Here is a 17478-nt window from a genome sequence, read left to right as displayed (position 1 = left end):
TGTCTCGATTTTATTTAACTTCAATGGTCATCGAACCACCAGCAAAATTCATCACTGAGCGAGCACCTGCTGCATCACTTCACAAAAGCCATCCACCTCAGCAGCAGCAGTAATGTGAGCTGGAGCAAAGGAAAGCTGAGCAAGGTAATGACGCACATTGGCCACCCCAACCGAATAGGGAAACATCTCAGGATTAAACAAGCTTTGGTCGTTGGGGCTATCGCCAACGGTGACGACCTGCTGAGAGGTAAGGTCGGGATAGTACCTGTGCAACACATGCTGCAAAGCGATTGCTTTATCTTGAGCCAATGGCCGAATATGGCACTGCACCGTGCTGTAGGTAAAGCCCCATCCCAACTGCTGACAGTGATCGTTCATCCAGTTCAGGTCTTCTACACTCAAGTCTGTCACATCAAAAGTCCAGTCGGTGATGCGAAACCGGTTATCGCTCGATTCGACAAGATGGGGAAACCGCTGCTGCAATTCAGCAAACATATGCGCCAGCTTGGCACGATGGGCTTCGAACGAAGGCAGTGGCACCAACAGTTCGTGCTGAGCAGCATTGGCCGTGTAGAACAGTCCCCCATTTTCGGCGATCGCTCCCGCCACCGGCAGATAGTGGGCAACCGACTCTACCCAACCAGCCGACCGCCCCGTCACAATCACAACTGGAATCTGTGCCGCAGCTAGCTGTTCCAACTCATGAAGCAGCCGAGACGAAAATTTGCCCTCACAGGTTAGGGTTCCGTCCATATCAGTGGCAATGAGGCGAATGGTAGGTGGAAGCATAGGAGTCGGAAAGAAATTAAGATTTGGGTACTAGAGGCTAGGGTATAGAGGGCGTAGGGATGAGGATGGAGACAGCGGCCCCGGTTCGATGGGGCGGACGGCTAGCCCAATTCGCGGCTGTTTGCGACGTTGCCCCAGCCCTAACCCGGTGGGCGGATTGGCATTGAGCGGTCAACCCCTTGCGGGGGACTGGGGGAGTCGAGCCCCCCAGGAAGCGGGGGACAACTGGTTTTAGATGACGCTATGCCAGCGAAAATCAGTTAGCAGGGGGGAAGTCCCTCGGAGCAGGAACTTGGCTAGAGAGTCAGAAGTTGAGATCCCTAGGGCTTACGCACTTCATCCGAAAAACCAGGGGATTGAATGATTTGTGGAGCGCTAAGCGCTCCACAAATCATTCAACTGCGTCAGTCCTAATCCAGAAGTTTAGTTCCAAACGACCCAAGGGATAAGCAAGTGAGTATCGGTGGAGTAGCGGCCAATGCCGAGAAAGGTATCGTTTGGACCAATGATGCAGAGGGGTTGCTCATCCATAAACATGGGTGGTGTAGGAAGCGATAGGCGTTTGCCTTGAAGCCATGCCTGGGTCTCCGAGTCTGCAAGGGAAATGCTAGGCAGGTGGGCCAAAGCCAGGGCTGGCTGCGTGAGGAAGCTGGGCGATGTGGAGGACTGGGCGATCGCATCTGCGGCTTGAGTTTGCAAATCGTCTAACGACAGGCTGTGGTCCAGGTCAAAGCCGCTGCTGTGGGTTCGCAAGAGTGAGGCTAACGTTGCTCCGGTTTTGAGCTGATCGCCCAAGTCACGGGCAATAGAGCGAATATAGGTGCCCGATCCACAGGCGATCGCCACCTCCAGTTCGGGAAAATCGCCCCTTTGCCAGCCCAACACCTCAATGCCGTGCACGACCACAGTCCGCACGGGCACATCCACCGCTTCGCCAGCCCGAGCCAAGTCGTACAACCGCTTACCCCCAACCTGAATCGCACTGTAGCGAGGCGGAATTTGCTGGATCGTTCCCTCAAATTGAGACAGTACAGTTTGTACAGCCTCCAGCGTGAGCCAAGGGGCCGGAGCCTGCAACAACACATCGCCTTCTAAATCATCTGTCGTGGTTTGCACGCCAAAGCGCACTACAGCACGGTATGCCTTATCAGATGGCAAAAATTGTAGCAGCCTCGTGGCGCGTCCTACCGCCATGGGCAATACGCCTGTTGCTGCCGGGTCTAGTGTTCCGGCATGGCCCACTCGCTTCATTTTGAGCGATCGCCGCACTCGCGCCACACAATCATGCGAGGTGAGTCCGGCTGGCTTATTCAAATTCAAAAATCCATCCACAGCAGCATCTACAGCAATTGCATTCGTGAATTGGGCAAGAGATTGGCAACTTCTGACCAAGCCAGAAGTTCAGCAAGTCCGTCACCAGTACCAACAGCCATCTCGTATCTGGTAAACTCGCCCCCGACATCCTACCGAAAAGCGGCACCGCTGAACATAGGCTGAACCCGTATCGCCAAACAGATAATGCGAACCCCAATAGGGCTTACGCACTTCATACGAAAGATCATTCAACTGCGTCAGTCCTGCAAAAAAACGGCTGCAAGAGCCAGGCAAGCCCCTGGCGCAGACAACCGCACAGCGTCACGGCGATCGCACAAGCGTAAACCAGCAGAAGTTGCACCGCTGTAGAGAACTTTAAGGCTTCTGGTTAACGTTGGTTTAGATAAGCCAACGCACTCAGTTTTTCGGTCCGTTGTGTACCCCAAAGTTGGCTTTTCTAGAGGTTACACGGCGCGCACCCTCTAGAAAAGCCCAGAATCAAAACTCACGACCGAAACTCATGGTGGATCAGGTTTCTGAACTCGCTTTCATAGCATTGCAGACGAAAGAGGTTCCAGAAAAACCACAGATGGTTTCGCAAAAGATTCAAATTTAACCCAGGCAAAGCCACTAGAGCCCCTTAGGATGGCCCTGAGTGGTGGATGAGGCGCGATAAGGCAAGGCATGTTCCAGACTGGCCGCAACCCGCGCCACAAGGGGCACACTTCCAAATAACATCAAGGTTCCAGATACAGAAGCCACACAGAGAAGTCCCATTAGCAACCGTTCTCTGATTTGAGGATTCATTCCCGAAAATACTCCACAAACTACTTGCTGCAAATCAACCCTAGCACTGTCATTAAGTTTTGTGTAGCGATCGCTCATCTACCCTTTCGAGCGCCCTTTTGGAGGCAACGGCAACGGTTGGCGACCCTATTGCGGCATGTCTTGCCGTTCGTAGATGTAGTGCAATGCTTCAGCGTAGATTTTGCCTTCAGGAGTGTACACCTCTAAGTAGGCATTGAGCATGTCAGGCTGGCCCCCATCGCGATATAGGTTGTATACATAGCCACCATTTTGGAAAATTAGCTGCCGCGCTTCGTCGGGGTTGGTGCTGGTAATTTTAAGTTCTTCGGTTCCATCATGGGTTTGGCCAATGTAGTACTTGGGCTGCCAGGGATCGTACTCAGCCGAGCAAATTTGAATTCGATAGTTGCCACTCGCCGCGATCGCATAGGGGGCACTATCACTTGGACATTGAGCAAACAGGAGGGATTCATCTGCTTGGCGCAAGTCGCCGCGTACGGTCAGCCGTCCGGTTGCTGGAATGGGCTCCGTGGGGATCACATCGCGGAACAGGTCAGGATTGTCGGGATCGGGCTGGAATTCGGTTTTGGGCCGTGATGAGGAGACCGTTGGCGCAGGCGATGGGCTTGCAGCGGGAGCACTCGCAACTGGCTGGGCATCTCTGCCAGAATCAGCAGCGGCAGCAGGAGGAGAAGAGGGAGAAGCGCTTGGCTGAGGTGCAGTGGAATTGGAGGGAGGGGCACTACAGGCAGCGATCGCCACAACCAAGCCAGACAGAAGTAATCGATCAGTCCAATGACTCAATTTCATATGCAATTAGGGGGTGTTTGCAACGTACTATTAGTCTCTACACCATGGATTGGCTCAATTTCTCAAATTGGCATTTATCAATCGATGCACCTCAATCCGCTGCATAAAGACACAGCTAGCACGATACAAATAAACGAGCCTAAATCGAGCAGCACCGTTTTGGTTGCACCTGTATTTTGCAGATCGGCTGAAACCAAAATGTAGCCGCCTACATAACCAAACGGCAGCGTAGTTGAATGCGCCAATGGCGATCGCCAAGCCAACGATTCCAAATGCTGAATTTTCTGTAAAGCAACCTGTTCTAGGAGTGGGCGATCGCGCTGAATTTCTTCTGTTGGCTCGCGTCTCGACTGTCGCGTTGAGGAACACTGCAAGCCCCCGACTTCCAGAGCAAACCCTGCGGCAATCACCACCCAAGGAAGTACTGAATGAACCAACCACCGGGTCAGCATAAAGCAACCTCCAATCATGGTTTGGCAAACATTCCCTATCCACTTCCAGAATAGAGCTGTAGCTCTGGCAAATCCGCGTTCAGATACAGATCAAAACACTTGAAGAATTGGTTGTGAGGATTGCGCGGTGCACAACCCTCAAAAAAGCCTACTTTGGTGTGCGTGTTGGGCGCGCCAAAATGAGAACTTCCGCTTATCCACAACTGACATGACCTCAAGCCAAGTGTGGAGCATGTGCCAGGCTGGAAAGCCACCGATTCATCAGCGCCAACGGCGACCCTCCAGCAGGACATCAAAAATCGCGCCGCATATCCACCTGTTGTGGACAACCTCCCAGCTTTAATGTCGGGATAAACCCATTGTCAGCCGTGTTATGAGCAGTTCAACGTCCGATCGCTACAGGAGTTCACGCACATCGGTAACTTGGCCCTTAATCGCTGCTGCCGCCACCATCGCCGGACTCATGAGCAGCGTTCGGCCAGAGGACGAGCCCTGCCGTCCCTTAAAGTTACGGTTGGAAGAGGAAGCGCTAATTTGCTGACCCACCAGCTTATCGGGGTTCATAGCCAGACACATCGAGCAGCCTGCATTGCGCCACTCAAACCCCGCCGCTTCAAAGATTTTATCCAACCCTTCCGACTCAGCCTGCTGCTTAACTCGCTCCGACCCAGGCACCACAAAAGCTTTGATGCCGTCAGCCACATGGCGACCCTTGGCCACCTTGGCCGCCTCGCGCAAATCGCTAATGCGCCCGTTGGTGCAGCTCCCGATAAAGCACACGTCGATCTTGGTGCCTTTAATGGGAGCGCCCGGAGCCAAATCCATGTAGCTATAAGCTTCCTGCGCTAGCACTCGGTCTTCTTCAGCCCAGGAATCGGCCGTTGGCACAGCTTCGCTCACGCCAATGCCTTGTCCAGGGGTAATCCCCCACGTCACGGTCGGTTCAATGTCTGCTGCATCGAACACCACCACATCGTCGTATTCCGCATCAGCATCGCTACGCAAGCTGGTCCACCATTCCACCGCTTTGCCCCAATCTGCCCCGGTCGGTGCAAAGTCACGACCTTTCAAATACTCAAACGTGACCGCATCGGGATTGACATAGCCGCAGCGAGCGCCGCCTTCGATCGCCATGTTGCACACGGTCATGCGCTCTTCCATGCTCATGTGCTCAAAGGTGGTGCCTGCGTACTCATAGGCATAGCCCACCCCGCCTTTTACACCCAGCTTACGAATGATATGGAGAATCACATCTTTGGCGTACACTCCGGGTTTGAGCGTACCGTTAACTTCTACTTTGCGAACTTTGAGCTTGGCCAAGGCCAACGTTTGCGAGGCCAACACGTCGCGCACTTGGCTGGTGCCAATGCCAAAAGCGATCGCCCCAAAGGCTCCGTGGGTGGAGGTGTGGCTGTCTCCGCAGGCAATGGTCATGCCGGGTTGGGTGAGCCCCTGTTCTGGCGCAATCACATGCACAATGCCTTGGCTTCCCGAGCCAATGTTGTAAAAGCGAATGTTGTTATCTTTGCAATTGCGCTCTAGCTCTTGCATCATTTCTTCAGCCAGGGAATCGATGAAGGGACGCGCCTGACTATCGGTGGGAACGATGTGATCGACGGTGGCAACCGTGCGATCAGGAAACATCACCTTTAGATTGCGATCGCGCAGCATAGCAAAGGCTTGAGGACTGGTGACTTCGTGAATAAGGTGCAGCCCAATAAATAGTTGCGTTTGCCCCGACGGAAGGGTACCGACCGTATGCAAATCCCAAACTTTGTCAAACAGCGTGCCTTTGCTCATAGCCCTGGATAATAATTCTCTCAAAAGGATTTGAAGCGAGTTCAGTCTCCCATCTTAGCTAAATTTTTGCGCGACTTTGTTAGCGAATTGAGACACCCGTTTAAGGCCATTCATTGTGAAGCTATTGGCAATAAAGTGCAGCGGTTGCTTGCAGCGTTTAAACGGCAGAATGGGAATCCTGAGATCCACAGCAGGAAACATCACAATGCCAAAACCAGGGGAATACGTTCGCAGTCGGGCTCAGGCGTATCACGAGCAAGCGCATCAAATGTTGTTGGCTTTGGTAAAACTCTCCGCTGCCATTTTGATGGTTTTGCTGCTTGTTCAACTGTTTGGCCAGAGTTTTGGTTTTGGTTTATCCCCGCTCGCCTATGCATGTGTTCCGCTTCCTATTATGTTTGGCTGGCGAGAGGTTGCGAAGCTACGCGATCGCGCCAGACGCAACGAGCAAGGCGCAACGGGTGAAGAAGCGATCGCAGCGATCCTAGAGCCGCTAAAACATCAAGGCTGGCAAATCGAATACGGCTCCTATATTGCAAAGCTAGGGGATGTGGATGCATTTCTTCTTTCCCCTAACGGTCGTGGCTATGTAGTTGAAGTAAAGTCTCACGCGGGATTGGTGCAAAGCAACGGCAACTATTTATTCCACACGCCGGAAAACAAAAGACGTCGGCCATTTCAAAAAAACTTTTTGCATCAAGCGCGGCAACAAGCGATCGCCATCAAACAAATCAAGAATTTGGGATATGTGACCCCAATTGTGGCGTTTTCGCATGCAGTTGTGGATATTAAAACTCAGCCGGTCACGAATGTGTATGTCGTTGGGCAAAACAAGCTCGTGGGCTACTTGCAATACTTAGATAATAAAAGCCGCTACGACGCCAAGAAAAAACCCATCAAACGAACAGACAAGAGTGATCGCCCGAAGGTACAAAAACCGAGTCGTCGCCCATCTCCCTAACGTTCATTTTCTCGTTCTTAATCCAGATCGAGGCATTCTATTGCAAGCGTTCACCATCCCATACAAGTAGCCTAAGAGATAGAGGATACCGTGCGATCGCATTCGCAATCACACGGCAATCGCTAGTCATCCAAAACCCCTTACACAAAGCCGTTCCGCAGGGCAAACACGGCTGTTTGAACTCGGTCATTCACACCAAACTTATTCATAATGCTTTTAACATGGGTTTTCACCGTGTTGGGGCTCAGGTATAAAGCCGCTGCAATTTCAGGATTACTGCGTCCTTCTACCAATAAATTCAGAACTTCTAGCTCCCGTTCTGATAATTGCCGAGATTGGTTAGGGGTGAGCGATCGCGCCATACTTTATGCCTCCTGAATCGATGAGTAACTAATCGCAGAATTCGTTGTCAGCGCAAGCTGGCGTTCCCGCATCCACAAAAACAACGGCAACCCAAACGACACTCCAACAAGCAACGTAGCGACACCGTAAATCCAAAGATTTCGCATCTGCAAGCGTCGTCCTTCAATTGCAGCAAACACCAGCAGTGCCATGGCCGAGATCACCACATCCCAGCCAAAAAAGCTTGAGATGCGATTCGCGAACAAATACTGCAAAAACAGGGAAAGATTAGCCCCATGCTCCACCAGAAACGGAATGAACTGGGAATAGGGCAGTGCTGCACCAACCACACAGAGGATCAAATAGACTGCCTGAACCATTGCTTCTCTCCTTATATCGGACATTCGTTATAAAACAGAGCAATGAACACGAACCCCCCCAGCAGACTAATACAAAAATACTACAATCTTGTCAACCACAATGTGCCTAGGAAAGCAAAAGCTCCTCTTGGGCGCGTTTTTCGAGGTACGCCTCTAGCAGATTCGTTAAAAGCTGAGCCTGAGCCGCAAAATCAACCGGTTTGCAGCCATACATTTGAGACAACATCAGGCCATCAATAAAGGTCATCAAAAAACTGACCAAGTGCGGATCGTTCACACCCAATAGTCCTGTCGTTAAATTGGTGATGGACTTTTCAATGCGTTCTGACACGCCCTTCATCGAATCGCTAGGTTCAGCGCCCTCTCGCTGAAGGTGCTGATGAAAGTCAACACACAACAGCATTTGCTTAAAAAAGTGGTCTCGGTTGCGCTCGAAGTAGGAAAACAAAATGTGAAGGCGATCGCCCAATGTTTGCCCACTATCTACTTCGGCTTTTGCTTGCAAAATATCTCGCTGCGCCAACTCCTCCACAACCTGTTCAAACAACGCCTCCTTATTGGGAAAGTAGTGATAGAGCGTTCCTGTCGAAACTTGTAACCCTTCCGCAATTTGACGCATCGTAATTGCGGCGTACCCTTTTTCTGCAAACAAATTAAAACACTTATTCAACAGCTCTTTGCGGTACTGATCGTGGTCAACAATTTTAGGCATAACGAGTTCAGGCGTCGGCAGCGGCCGAGGGAAAAAGCAACTCAGCAATGCATCGAGTCAGCATTGCTCTACAACCCAAGCGAAATCGCACTCACTCAAGGGTTACGGCTTCCATCTTCGCAAAATTTAACTGTTTGTTAACCAAACAATCGTCTTTTGTCCATCCATGATGGAGCGGGAGCAGCCCTGCCGCAAACATGGTGCATGGGGCAGAATTTATATCGAACATTTGTTATAAAACGATGTTTTAATTTTCTTCATGAATGCAAAGACTGTCAAGTCAATTGGCAGAAGTATCCACAAATCCTGACATTTTGACCATTCCTGCTCGCTTTGCCTCCCTTGCGGCGAACCCGTACAGCACCATGGCTAAGTATGAGAGAAATTTCTACGCGCTGTACCCCAAGCTTCAAGCCGGCAGATTCATAACGTCAGTTTCGGTTAAGGGCTTTTCTGAGGTTTGCGCGACGCGCAAACCTCAGAAAAGCCCATTTTTGCGAGCGCGTCGCGCTCGCAAAAATGGGCACTTCAGCTTATCCAAAACTCAGGTATTCATAGAACTTGGGAGCGGGGATAGTGCGCTTGCACCCCGCATCAGCGCACTATCCTCGCTCTACGCTACAGTTGAAAAGCTGTCTTCTGTGCCCTGAGAACCATGACCGTTGCCTCATTCGATGATCAGGAACGCAAGCCGCGTCGCCCTCGCCCCACCGACTGGCGATTGCTGAAAATGCTAGTTCCCTATGCCATGCGCCATCGAAAAACACTGGCGATCGCCCTAGTTCTCTTGATCCCCGTTTCCATTGGTGAGGCACTGCAACCCATTTTGGTTGGGCAAGCGATTTCGCTCATTCGCAATGAGCCCGTCATCTTTTTTTTACAGGGTATGGGGCTGCGAGCAGGTCTCAATCTGCTAGCAATTCTGTTGTTCATTACCATTGTGGTTCGCCTAGCGTTAGACGGGTTTCAGGGCTTTTTGGTACAAAAGGTGGGGCAACAGATTACGGCTGATATTCGCAACGACTTGTTCGTCCATGTCACCTCCCTAGCGGTTCGCTTTTTTGACCGCACCCCTGTAGGCAAGCTGATTACCCGTCTCACAAGCGATGTGGATGCTCTAGGAGATGTGTTTTCCACAGGCGCAATCGGCATTATTGGGAATTTATTTTCGCTGGTGGTGATTGCCATCACCATGTTTGTCTTGCAGTGGCAACTCGCTCTCATGCTGTTGGGCATGTTGATTCCCATCACTGTGTTGGTTATTTACTTTCAGCGGGAGTACCGTCAGGCCAACTATCGCGCCCGCGAGGAGCTGTCGGCGCTGAATGCCACCCTACAAGAAAACATTGTGGGAGTGAGTGTGGTGCAGTTGTTCCGCCGCGAACAGTTCAATTCCCAACTCTTCAACAAAATTAACCGCCGCTACGTCAACGAAGTCGATCGCACCATTTTCTTTGATTCGTCGGTATCGGCCACGCTGGAGTGGATTTCGCTAGTGGCGATCGCCGCTGTGCTGTGGTTAGGCGGTACGCTAGTGCTTCGCGATGCCCTCAGCTTTGGAATTTTGGCTTCGTTTATTTTGTATGCGCAGCGTTTGTTTGATCCATTGCGTGAGTTTGCCGAGCAGTTTACCTCTATCCAGGCAGGGTTTACGGCCCTCGAACGCATTAGCGATATCCTGACTGAGCCGATCGAAATTCGCGATCCGGCTTTGGCTGCAACGGTTCAGGCGGGAGGCTTTCCGGCAGTTGCTGCGGCCACTCAAGAGAATGCGATCGCCAGTTTCAACGTTCCTGGCGAAATCTGCTTCGATAACGTTTCCTTCGGCTACAAACCAGACGAACTCGTTCTGCGCAACCTTAGCTTTACGATTCGTCCTGGCGAAAAAGTGGCGCTCGTTGGCCCTACTGGAGCTGGCAAAAGCTCGATCATTCGCGTACTCTGCCGCCTGTACGATGTAACCGAAGGGCGCATCTTACTGGATGGCGTAGATATTCGCGACTTGCCCCAAACCGAGCTGCGTCGCCGCATGACGGTTATTTTGCAAGATGGGTTCATCTTTGCTGGCGATGTGCGTAGCAACATTACCCTTGGCGAAAACTACACCATGGCCGAGGTTCAGCGTGCCGCCGAGCAAACCAATGTTGCCTCGTTTATTGAACAGTTGCCCCAAGGGTACAAAACTGAACTACGCCAACGGGGCGCGAACATTTCAGGTGGGCAGAAGCAGCTGTTGGCCTTTGCTCGGGCAGCCATCCGCAACCCTGGTATTTTGGTGCTGGATGAGGCCACTGCAAACTTAGATGTGGTCACCGAGTCTCTCATTCAAGAAGCATTGGAAACCTTGTTGAGCGATCGCACCGCCATTGTCATCGCGCATCGCCTGTCCACCATTCGCAGCGTCGATCGCATTTTGGTCTTGAAACAGGGCTCACTAGTCGAACAAGGAAGCCACGAAGAACTGCTGGCACACAACGGTCTCTACGCCAGTCTTTACCGCCTGCAAATGCTAGAAGCGTAAGCCGCAAATCGGTTGCAGACATCAGCTTTTTCGCTTCCCAGTCCAATGCCAGAAGCCCGTGTGAACCCCGCACGGGCTTCTGGCTTAACGTCAGTTTCGGTTAAGGGCTTTTCTGAGGGTTGCGCGACGCGCAACCCTCAGAAAAGCCCATTTTTGTGTGCGCGACGCGCACGCAAAAATGGGCACTTCCGCTTATTCAAAACTCAGGTTTGCTTAGGCTTTCACTGATTTCCTTTCTCTCACGCTTGAGAGAAGCAATCTATTCGATTGCTAGAGGAAGATCACCGAACATGATTAATCCATGGGAGGTGGATTGTCTTGCAGTTGCTCTGCGGTTAGCGTACTCATATTGAACGCTTGCCAATTGGATGTCACATACTTAAATCGCCCAATTGCAATACCACCATTGGTTTTAAAGTCATCCCAACCGCCGGTTTCATCCAGCCAATAGTCTCCACCCATACTGAGCAAATACTTCGCCGATGCGCGATCGTCGGGCTTATTGGCGTCATCCACAATCAACCGTGCCTGCACCGTGGTAAATACACCCGCAATATCATCTGGGTCAATAGTAGGACGTGTGCCCTTCGGCCAGAAATGGAAGTTATAGCCATCGCCAGCGGTCACCGAAACCGTACCATCTTCTTCAAATTGAAGATCGGGTGGCGTGTTGACGTTGTCCGCATAAGTTTCCAAAAAGGCAGACCCTTCAATGACATTTTCCTGGACGAGTTGCCATTCACCCGTCGATTTACTGAGAATGTACGACTTCATTCCTTGAAGCTGCACGCGAGTGTTCGTCGCTGGATTTCCAGCTTCATCTTCGTACAGTTGTCCCCAGGCCGTCATGGACTTAAATTCCCCTGGGTCGTTGCCCAAGTACATATTGGGACCGCTGCCCCAACTCCAAAACTCGGGCACCCCACTAGGACGCCCTGCATGGGGCAAGGTCATGTCATCGGCAATGGTTTGCACGGAGTTAACGGTGCCGCCCGTCGAGGGGTTGGAAACCACAGGGCCAGGGCTAGAGGGTGGAGCAGCATCGGGCACGGTCACTTCTCCTTGGGTGCCGTCGCCCGAGTCCGTTTTGTCGGTGGGCAATGCGCCAGAGCCACCTGTAGAACCGGGAACTTCATCTTTGGGAACGACGCTGACATCTGGCTGGGTGGGTTGTGGCTTGCTGGCTCCTGCAACAGGCACAAATTCCACATAGTCAATGCGGGCATATTCTCCCTGAGTTTCTTTGCCAATGAGCTCAAGCGTATCGCCCGGTTTCAGATAAACCTTGGTGGCGATCGCCTCGGTTGTAAAGCTCCGCTCCGAGGTCGTCCAGTACAGGTTTTTATCTAAACTTAGTTGGCTAACCGATTTGCCATTAATCTTCGCTTCAATTGAGGCAACGCCGTCATTTTCATCAAAGTAACCCAGTACCACATCGTAGGTTCCTTCCGGTCCTTGAAAAACACTCGTTGCTGTTCCGGTCTTTTTCCAGCCCTTTTCGGTAAATAGGCTAATCAGTTTGTTGCTGTTGGCAGCGGACGATTCTTCGATTTGATAAGTATCAAGCTGCATATCTTCCGCTTGAATTCGGAAAGGAGAAACTAATGCAGCTTTTAGCACTTGGGTACTAGCAGAAGCACTAGCTTGTTGAAGTAGACTGTCTGCCGTTTCCGCAGACCCTACAGAGCTATCTGCTCCCGTTAGATTGGTCAGCTTGGCAACGACCTGATTGCCAAGGTTAGAGGCCAAACTCTGCACATATGAAGAGGCCATCTGCCCAAATGAGTCTTCTGTGCTGGTTAGCGGTAACGCCAGCGATGCGGCAGCATCCACATCCGAATTGAGCGACGCACCCGTTTGAGTAGGCTGGCTCACTAGTTTTGGCATCAGCGTATCAGCCTGAACCACACCCACATCGGGCTGGCTCCCAAAGCAGTCGATATTCATACTCACAAGCCTCTGAACTAACTCCAGGCCACCAGCAAAATCAATCAACATTGCATGATTCTGCAGATGCCTAGTCAAGCCTTCATGAAGTTAACTGCATGACAGGAGGATTTGTCGAGAACTTTGAGTAGAGATTAAAAAAATACCTCCAAATACATAAATCATTTTTCATAGAACGCGCTAGAATTCGCTGTTTTTCCCGTATTCTTACTGTTGTTCTTAATTCATATTGGTGGTGGCTTGTGTAAACTTAGTTAAATATCTTTTTTGAAAAAATTGATAACCGAAACGATGGCATTTCCCTTAGTAACATAAACGGATATTCATGGGCCAGAGCCCTTCTGTTGTATAGATCAGGCGCGTTGTTTGTTATGCCAGGTTTGATTTAGCTCCCCCATCACTGGGTATCTAGTCATCGTCTATTCTTCAGATCCATGCATTTGAAAAGCAAAGCTTTCGGGTTTCCTACCGCTCATCTGGCGATCGCAACACCCTATCTGTAATTCATCAACGTATCTCTTTCCATCAATCCTTTATTCCAAGTTCAATCACAGCATTTTGCAATAGGATACCGACTGTGAGACCTAGATCTTCTGGCCGATTGCTCACTCGTAAACGCCAATTTCGCGGCGGGGTGTTTGCCCTAATCATCTTATTGGCTGCGATACTAGTCTGGAACTCTCAACGACGCCGCAACGAGCCCGCCGATAATTCTTCTCAGTCCTGCGGTGAGCATCACTTTGCGGCCAATACTCGCGATCGCCCAATCTTATGACCTTACTGCTCAATCGAATCATTCAATCCTTCATCACAATTCCCACCTGGCAAGACTGGGCTATCACTGGAGCTGTGTTTGTGGCGTTTACGGCGATCGCGCTTTTGCTTGGCGTACGTTACCAGCTCCTCACTCCCACCTGGCGAGATCACAGTCCCCACCAAATTTGGCAAACCGCGCTCATGACGCTATTTGCACCAGCATTGCTAGAAGAGTTGGGGTATCGAGTTCTCATCATTCCCCACCCCAGCGAAGGCGCAAGTGCATCCGCCCAAACGCTATGGCTCATCATTAGCCTGGCCGTTTTTATCGTGGCTCATCCGCTCAATGCCATCACGCTTTATAAACGAGCCTACCCACTCTTTCTCTCGCCCGTTTTCTTAATCATGGCAAGCCTTTTGGGGTTGGGCCTCACCGGCTTGTATCAACTGAGCGGATCAATTTATCCCATTGTTCTCATGCATTGGATTGTGGTGTTTGTGTGGCTGGTTGGATTGGGCGGAAACCTAAAGCTGGGCTACTACTCGCGCTGACGGCCCAATTCAACGTCAACGCATCCAAATGGACGAACCAGGCTTACTCGATCTACTCAACTTTATCGATCAAGCGGCGATCGCCAGCTTCATAGTCATATGGATCATTAAACCTTCTGCATGAATGGCTGTTTAATGCTAAATCTTTCATGAATCGTTGCGCGGCAGCACACGACCACTCCGGCAGAAGGTCTGTTGTGCTGTACTGGAATCCTGCTTGGCAACTCTAAGCAATGAAAAGCAACGTTTTGTCCTGACACCAGAAAAAAACTTCGTAATGTGAAGAGAGCTTCAACTGATATCCATAAGATGTAAAGAATCAATTAATGTTTCTATCAGTCCTCCCCCTACAGAAGGATTTGCGGAAAAGTTAGTTAGTAAAGACAAATGCTACACCCGAGTTCCATAGTTTTTATCTATAGAACATACTCCAGACAACAAGCCATGCAAAGCAGTGTTCAGTGGTTAAAGCAGCGATGCTCGGGAACGGCTACAAAACCGGGTTATGGCAATGGAATCGAACCGTTAACATCCGACGTAACTTCTGGTATTGCAACAACTGATATGACAGATATTGCAGGGTTTGTTGAATCTGAAACTGAGTCTGTTTTGGCACAAGCGGTTGCGATCGCATTTTTGGTGCTGACACTGTCCATCACACTTGTCTTGGCAGTTACGGTAAAACCGTTCTTTTTGCTGAAAAATCTAAGGTCCAAACGTTAGCGCTCAATGTCAGGGTACAAAATGTCAAGGCGCAACTTTTGAGCCCTTAGCACTCGTCATTCGCACCGACCTGGCCAAAGCAAATTTTATAATCCCCAAGTTTCGATCTGCTCTGCAAGCCATCCATCTTGCTTCCACTGATCAATTGCGGCATTCACTTGCTGCCTCAATGTTCGATATTGGCTACCACGCGGCATTGCGATCGCTAAAGGCTCACCCGCCCATCGTTCAGGCAACAGGCGGTAGGTAGGAAACTGCTGCACCCATCCCGTTAAAACGCTGGAATCGGCCGCAAACACATCTGCCTGTCCCAAATCCAACACCTCTTTTGCCTGTTGGTAAGAGGCCACCTCAACCAAACGCGCATTGGGTAGGCGCGATCGCACCAACTGCACGGTGCTGGAATTTTGAAGAACCGCAACTCTTCCTCGTCTCACCTGCGAGATCTGCCCAAGCGAAGGTTGGCGCGTTACAAATGCCGTGCGATCCAGATAGTAAGCCTGACTGAAATCCACCAATCTAGCCCGTCCCTCAGTAATCGATAGCTGCGCAATTACCAAGTCGGCTTCATCTGCTAGCAATGTTGAAATACGCTCTTGATTGGAAACTGGCTGAAATACGACTGCATCGCTACGCCCCAATAGTTCAGTTGCCAAACGGCGAGCAATTTCAATTTCCATTCCGGCAAGTTCGCCAGTGCTATCTCGAAAGCCTAGCGGCCGCACATTATCCTTGACTGCAACAATTAAAAATCCTCGCTGCCGAATCTCAACGAGATCGGCGGCGAGGACTGGCGATGAAGCAGAGAGAATAGAGAGCGCGATCGCCCATCTCGACACTATCGAGAACAGACCGCGCACAAACCTAACCCTTTGCCTGACTGGCAAGCTCAACCACTTTGCCAAAGCTAGTGGGATCGAGCACCGCCATTTGAGCCAACATCTTGCGGTTGATTTGAATATTGGCCTTGTTCAAGCTGCCAATTAGCTGGCTATAGCTCATACCATTCTGGCGGGCCGCCGCGTTGATACGCGTAATCCACAACCGACGAAAATCACGCTTGCGCTTACGGCGATCGCGATAAGCATTGCGCAAAGCCTTCATCACTTGCTGATTGGCTGTGCGGAACAGGCGAGAGTGCGAACCTCTAAACCCTTTAGCTAGCTTCAGAATTTTTTTGCGGCGCTTTCGAGCAACATTGCCGCGCTTAACCCGTGTCATCGCTCACTATCCTCTAGTTCTAGTCCAAGAAATCTGATTTATCTAACCCTAAGAAGCTAAGCCAAAGAGCCATCGAACCTCACAGCTCCTGCCCGCTTCTTACAAATACGGCAGCATCAACTCCACATTCTCAGCATCGCGCTCATTGACGATCGCCGTCTTAGAAAGGCGACGCTTGCGCAACGGAGACTTGTGTTGCAAGAGGTGGTTCTTAAATGCTTTACGCCGAGCAATCTTGCCGCTACCCGTCTTACGAAAACGTTTTGCAGCAGCTTTACGAGTCTTCAGTTTGGGCATCGGTCTGCTCTAAACTTGCTTAATTGACACAGTCTTTTATATTACTACCACCCGTGCAGTAACGACAAGACAAAAGAGAAAAATCTAACCAGTTCAGCTCAACTCTAAATACACAAGCCCCATCGCTAGGGACAGGGCAAGTCACCCAGCTACGCAGCCGAGCCTCGACGGAACAAACCCATCAGTGGTGCCAAAATAGCCCCAAATACAAAACCGCCGGCATGAGCCCAATAGGCAATTCCACCAGAGTTCATGCCCACATCCATAGGAGCCGACAAGCTCGCCACACTAGACAACGCCTGCATCACAAACCAAAATCCTAAAAAGTAGAGGGCTGGAATTCGAAATGGCAGCAGAACAATGCCAAGCGGCACAAGGGTCAAAATTTTTGCCTGAGGGAATCGCAAGATATAAGCTCCCATAACTCCGGCGATCGCCCCACTCGCCCCCAATGATGGAATATCTGACCCCGATGAAAAAAACCACTGAGCCAAGCCAGCCAGGACTCCACAGGCCAAGTAAAAAACTATAAACCGCCCATGGCCTAACTTATCTTCAACATTGTTGCCAAAGATCCAGAGATAGAGCATGTTACCCGCAACATGCGCAAAGCCACCATGCAAAAACTGCGACGTAACCAAGGTCAGCCATTCTGGCAAAACCTGCGCTGAGAGAGTTCCTTCAAAGCTCGCGGTTAGCTGCCGAGGGATGATCGCCCATGTTCGAAAAAACTCCATGAGCTCGGGTGGAGCTAGGGACAGCTCGTAAATAAATACCGCGACGTTGAGCAGAATTAATACATAAGTGACGTAGGGCGTAATCTTCGTTGGATTGTCATCGCGAATGGGAACCACCGTGGCACATCCTCATTACAAATTAAAGAAGCAAATGAATGCATGAATATTGGGAAAACTTTATCGTCTATATTCTTGCCTAAATAAATTTATCTAAATTATCTAAAGTTATTTAGGGCGTGCTGAAAAAGTATTTCACGAGTTTTAAGAAGACAGACGGTTAAATCTTGGGATTCGCTAGAACTTAAGCAGCAGCCAGGGCGCATTGAGGATCGCGCCACTGCCGCTGCCATCGGTTGA

19 protein-coding genes are annotated in these 17478 nt (G+C 50.6%); 5 read left to right on the top strand and 14 right to left on the bottom strand.

The window, feature by feature from the left end; genetic code table 11:
- Positions 1-51: 51 nt before the first annotated feature.
- The 6 genes from ACQ4M4_RS08940 to leuC form a co-directional block, all read right to left on the bottom strand.
- Complete coding sequence (locus ACQ4M4_RS08940; RefSeq protein WP_430684143.1) at positions 52-789, bottom strand: HAD family hydrolase; 738 nt, start codon at positions 787-789, stop codon at positions 52-54.
- 423 nt (positions 790-1212) lie between these two features.
- Positions 1213-2121, bottom strand: coding sequence for a tRNA pseudouridine(55) synthase TruB (truB, locus tag ACQ4M4_RS08935; RefSeq protein WP_430684142.1), 909 nt, complete (start codon positions 2119-2121; stop codon positions 1213-1215).
- A 612-nt stretch (positions 2122-2733) separates the two neighbouring features.
- On the bottom strand, positions 2734-2865 hold the full coding sequence (locus ACQ4M4_RS08930; RefSeq protein WP_430684141.1) for a hypothetical protein: 132 nt from the start codon (positions 2863-2865) through the stop codon (positions 2734-2736).
- A gap of 171 nt (positions 2866-3036) precedes the next feature.
- Positions 3037-3720, bottom strand: coding sequence for a hypothetical protein (locus ACQ4M4_RS08925; RefSeq protein ID WP_430684140.1), 684 nt, complete (start codon positions 3718-3720; stop codon positions 3037-3039).
- Positions 3721-3797: 77 nt separating this feature from the next.
- Positions 3798-4172, bottom strand: a complete 375-nt coding sequence (locus ACQ4M4_RS08920; protein WP_430684139.1) for a hypothetical protein — start codon at positions 4170-4172, stop codon at positions 3798-3800.
- 396 nt (positions 4173-4568) lie between these two features.
- A complete protein-coding gene (leuC, locus tag ACQ4M4_RS08915; RefSeq protein ID WP_430684138.1) occupies positions 4569-5972 on the bottom strand; it encodes a 3-isopropylmalate dehydratase large subunit in 1404 nt (467 codons plus the stop codon).
- 205 nt (positions 5973-6177) lie between these two features.
- Here leuC and ACQ4M4_RS08910 point away from each other — a divergent pair, with 205 nt between their 5' ends.
- Complete coding sequence (locus ACQ4M4_RS08910; protein ID WP_430684137.1) at positions 6178-6933, top strand: nuclease-related domain-containing protein; 756 nt, start codon at positions 6178-6180, stop codon at positions 6931-6933.
- Between the two features lie 140 nt (positions 6934-7073).
- Here ACQ4M4_RS08910 and ACQ4M4_RS08905 read toward each other — a convergent pair whose 3' ends face one another.
- The 3 genes from ACQ4M4_RS08905 to ACQ4M4_RS08895 all read right to left on the bottom strand — a co-directional run bounded on the left by ACQ4M4_RS08905 (position 7074) and on the right by ACQ4M4_RS08895 (position 8367).
- Positions 7074-7295: a response regulator transcription factor gene (locus ACQ4M4_RS08905; protein WP_430684136.1), complete on the bottom strand. Its 222-nt coding sequence runs from the start codon at positions 7293-7295 to the stop codon at positions 7074-7076.
- 3 nt (positions 7296-7298) lie between these two features.
- Positions 7299-7655: a DUF2834 domain-containing protein gene (locus ACQ4M4_RS08900; RefSeq protein ID WP_430684135.1), complete on the bottom strand. Its 357-nt coding sequence runs from the start codon at positions 7653-7655 to the stop codon at positions 7299-7301.
- Between the two features lie 106 nt (positions 7656-7761).
- Entirely contained in the window at positions 7762-8367 is a 606-nt protein-coding gene (locus ACQ4M4_RS08895) for a TetR/AcrR family transcriptional regulator (RefSeq protein ID WP_430684134.1), read from the bottom strand.
- A 655-nt stretch (positions 8368-9022) separates the two neighbouring features.
- On the opposite strand from ACQ4M4_RS08895, the gene ACQ4M4_RS08890 reads away from it, so the two are divergent.
- Positions 9023-10888: an ABC transporter ATP-binding protein gene (locus ACQ4M4_RS08890; RefSeq protein WP_430684133.1), complete on the top strand. Its 1866-nt coding sequence runs from the start codon at positions 9023-9025 to the stop codon at positions 10886-10888.
- Between the two features lie 294 nt (positions 10889-11182).
- On the opposite strand, the gene ACQ4M4_RS08885 is transcribed toward ACQ4M4_RS08890, so the two are convergent.
- On the bottom strand, positions 11183-12835 hold the full coding sequence (locus ACQ4M4_RS08885) for a hypothetical protein (RefSeq protein WP_430684132.1): 1653 nt from the start codon (positions 12833-12835) through the stop codon (positions 11183-11185).
- Between the two features lie 577 nt (positions 12836-13412).
- Here ACQ4M4_RS08885 and ACQ4M4_RS08880 point away from each other — a divergent pair.
- The 3 genes from ACQ4M4_RS08880 to ACQ4M4_RS08870 all read left to right on the top strand — a co-directional run bounded on the left by ACQ4M4_RS08880 (position 13413) and on the right by ACQ4M4_RS08870 (position 14866).
- Complete coding sequence (locus ACQ4M4_RS08880; protein WP_430684131.1) at positions 13413-13610, top strand: hypothetical protein; 198 nt, start codon at positions 13413-13415, stop codon at positions 13608-13610.
- Positions 13607-14143, top strand: a complete 537-nt coding sequence (locus ACQ4M4_RS08875; RefSeq protein ID WP_430684130.1) for a CPBP family glutamic-type intramembrane protease — start codon at positions 13607-13609, stop codon at positions 14141-14143. Before ACQ4M4_RS08880 ends, ACQ4M4_RS08875 begins: the two co-directional genes overlap by 4 nt.
- Positions 14144-14587: 444 nt before the next feature.
- Positions 14588-14866 carry a hypothetical protein gene (locus ACQ4M4_RS08870; protein ID WP_430684129.1) on the top strand — a complete coding sequence of 93 codons (279 nt, stop codon included), beginning with the start codon at positions 14588-14590 and terminating at the stop codon, positions 14864-14866.
- Positions 14867-14952: 86 nt separating this feature from the next.
- On the opposite strand, the gene ACQ4M4_RS08865 is transcribed toward ACQ4M4_RS08870, so the two are convergent.
- The 4 genes from ACQ4M4_RS08865 to ACQ4M4_RS08850 form a co-directional block, all read right to left on the bottom strand.
- Positions 14953-15726 carry a transporter substrate-binding domain-containing protein gene (locus tag ACQ4M4_RS08865; RefSeq protein ID WP_430684128.1) on the bottom strand — a complete coding sequence of 258 codons (774 nt, stop codon included), beginning with the start codon at positions 15724-15726 and terminating at the stop codon, positions 14953-14955.
- 4 nt (positions 15727-15730) lie between these two features.
- Complete coding sequence (gene rplT, locus ACQ4M4_RS08860) at positions 15731-16087, bottom strand: 50S ribosomal protein L20 (RefSeq protein WP_430684127.1); 357 nt, start codon at positions 16085-16087, stop codon at positions 15731-15733.
- Between the two features lie 99 nt (positions 16088-16186).
- A complete protein-coding gene (gene rpmI / locus ACQ4M4_RS08855; RefSeq protein WP_430684126.1) occupies positions 16187-16384 on the bottom strand; it encodes a 50S ribosomal protein L35 in 198 nt (65 codons plus the stop codon).
- Between the two features lie 149 nt (positions 16385-16533).
- Positions 16534-17238, bottom strand: coding sequence for a rhomboid family intramembrane serine protease (locus ACQ4M4_RS08850; RefSeq protein WP_430684125.1), 705 nt, complete (start codon positions 17236-17238; stop codon positions 16534-16536).
- Positions 17239-17478: the final 240 nt, after the last annotated feature.

Source organism: Leptolyngbya sp. AN02str, assembly GCF_050565595.1.
GTDB lineage: Bacteria > Cyanobacteriota > Cyanobacteriia > Elainellales > Elainellaceae > Kaiparowitsia.
The sequence above is the reverse complement of the archived record's forward strand: the minus strand, read 5'-3'. Positions and strand labels throughout refer to the sequence as shown.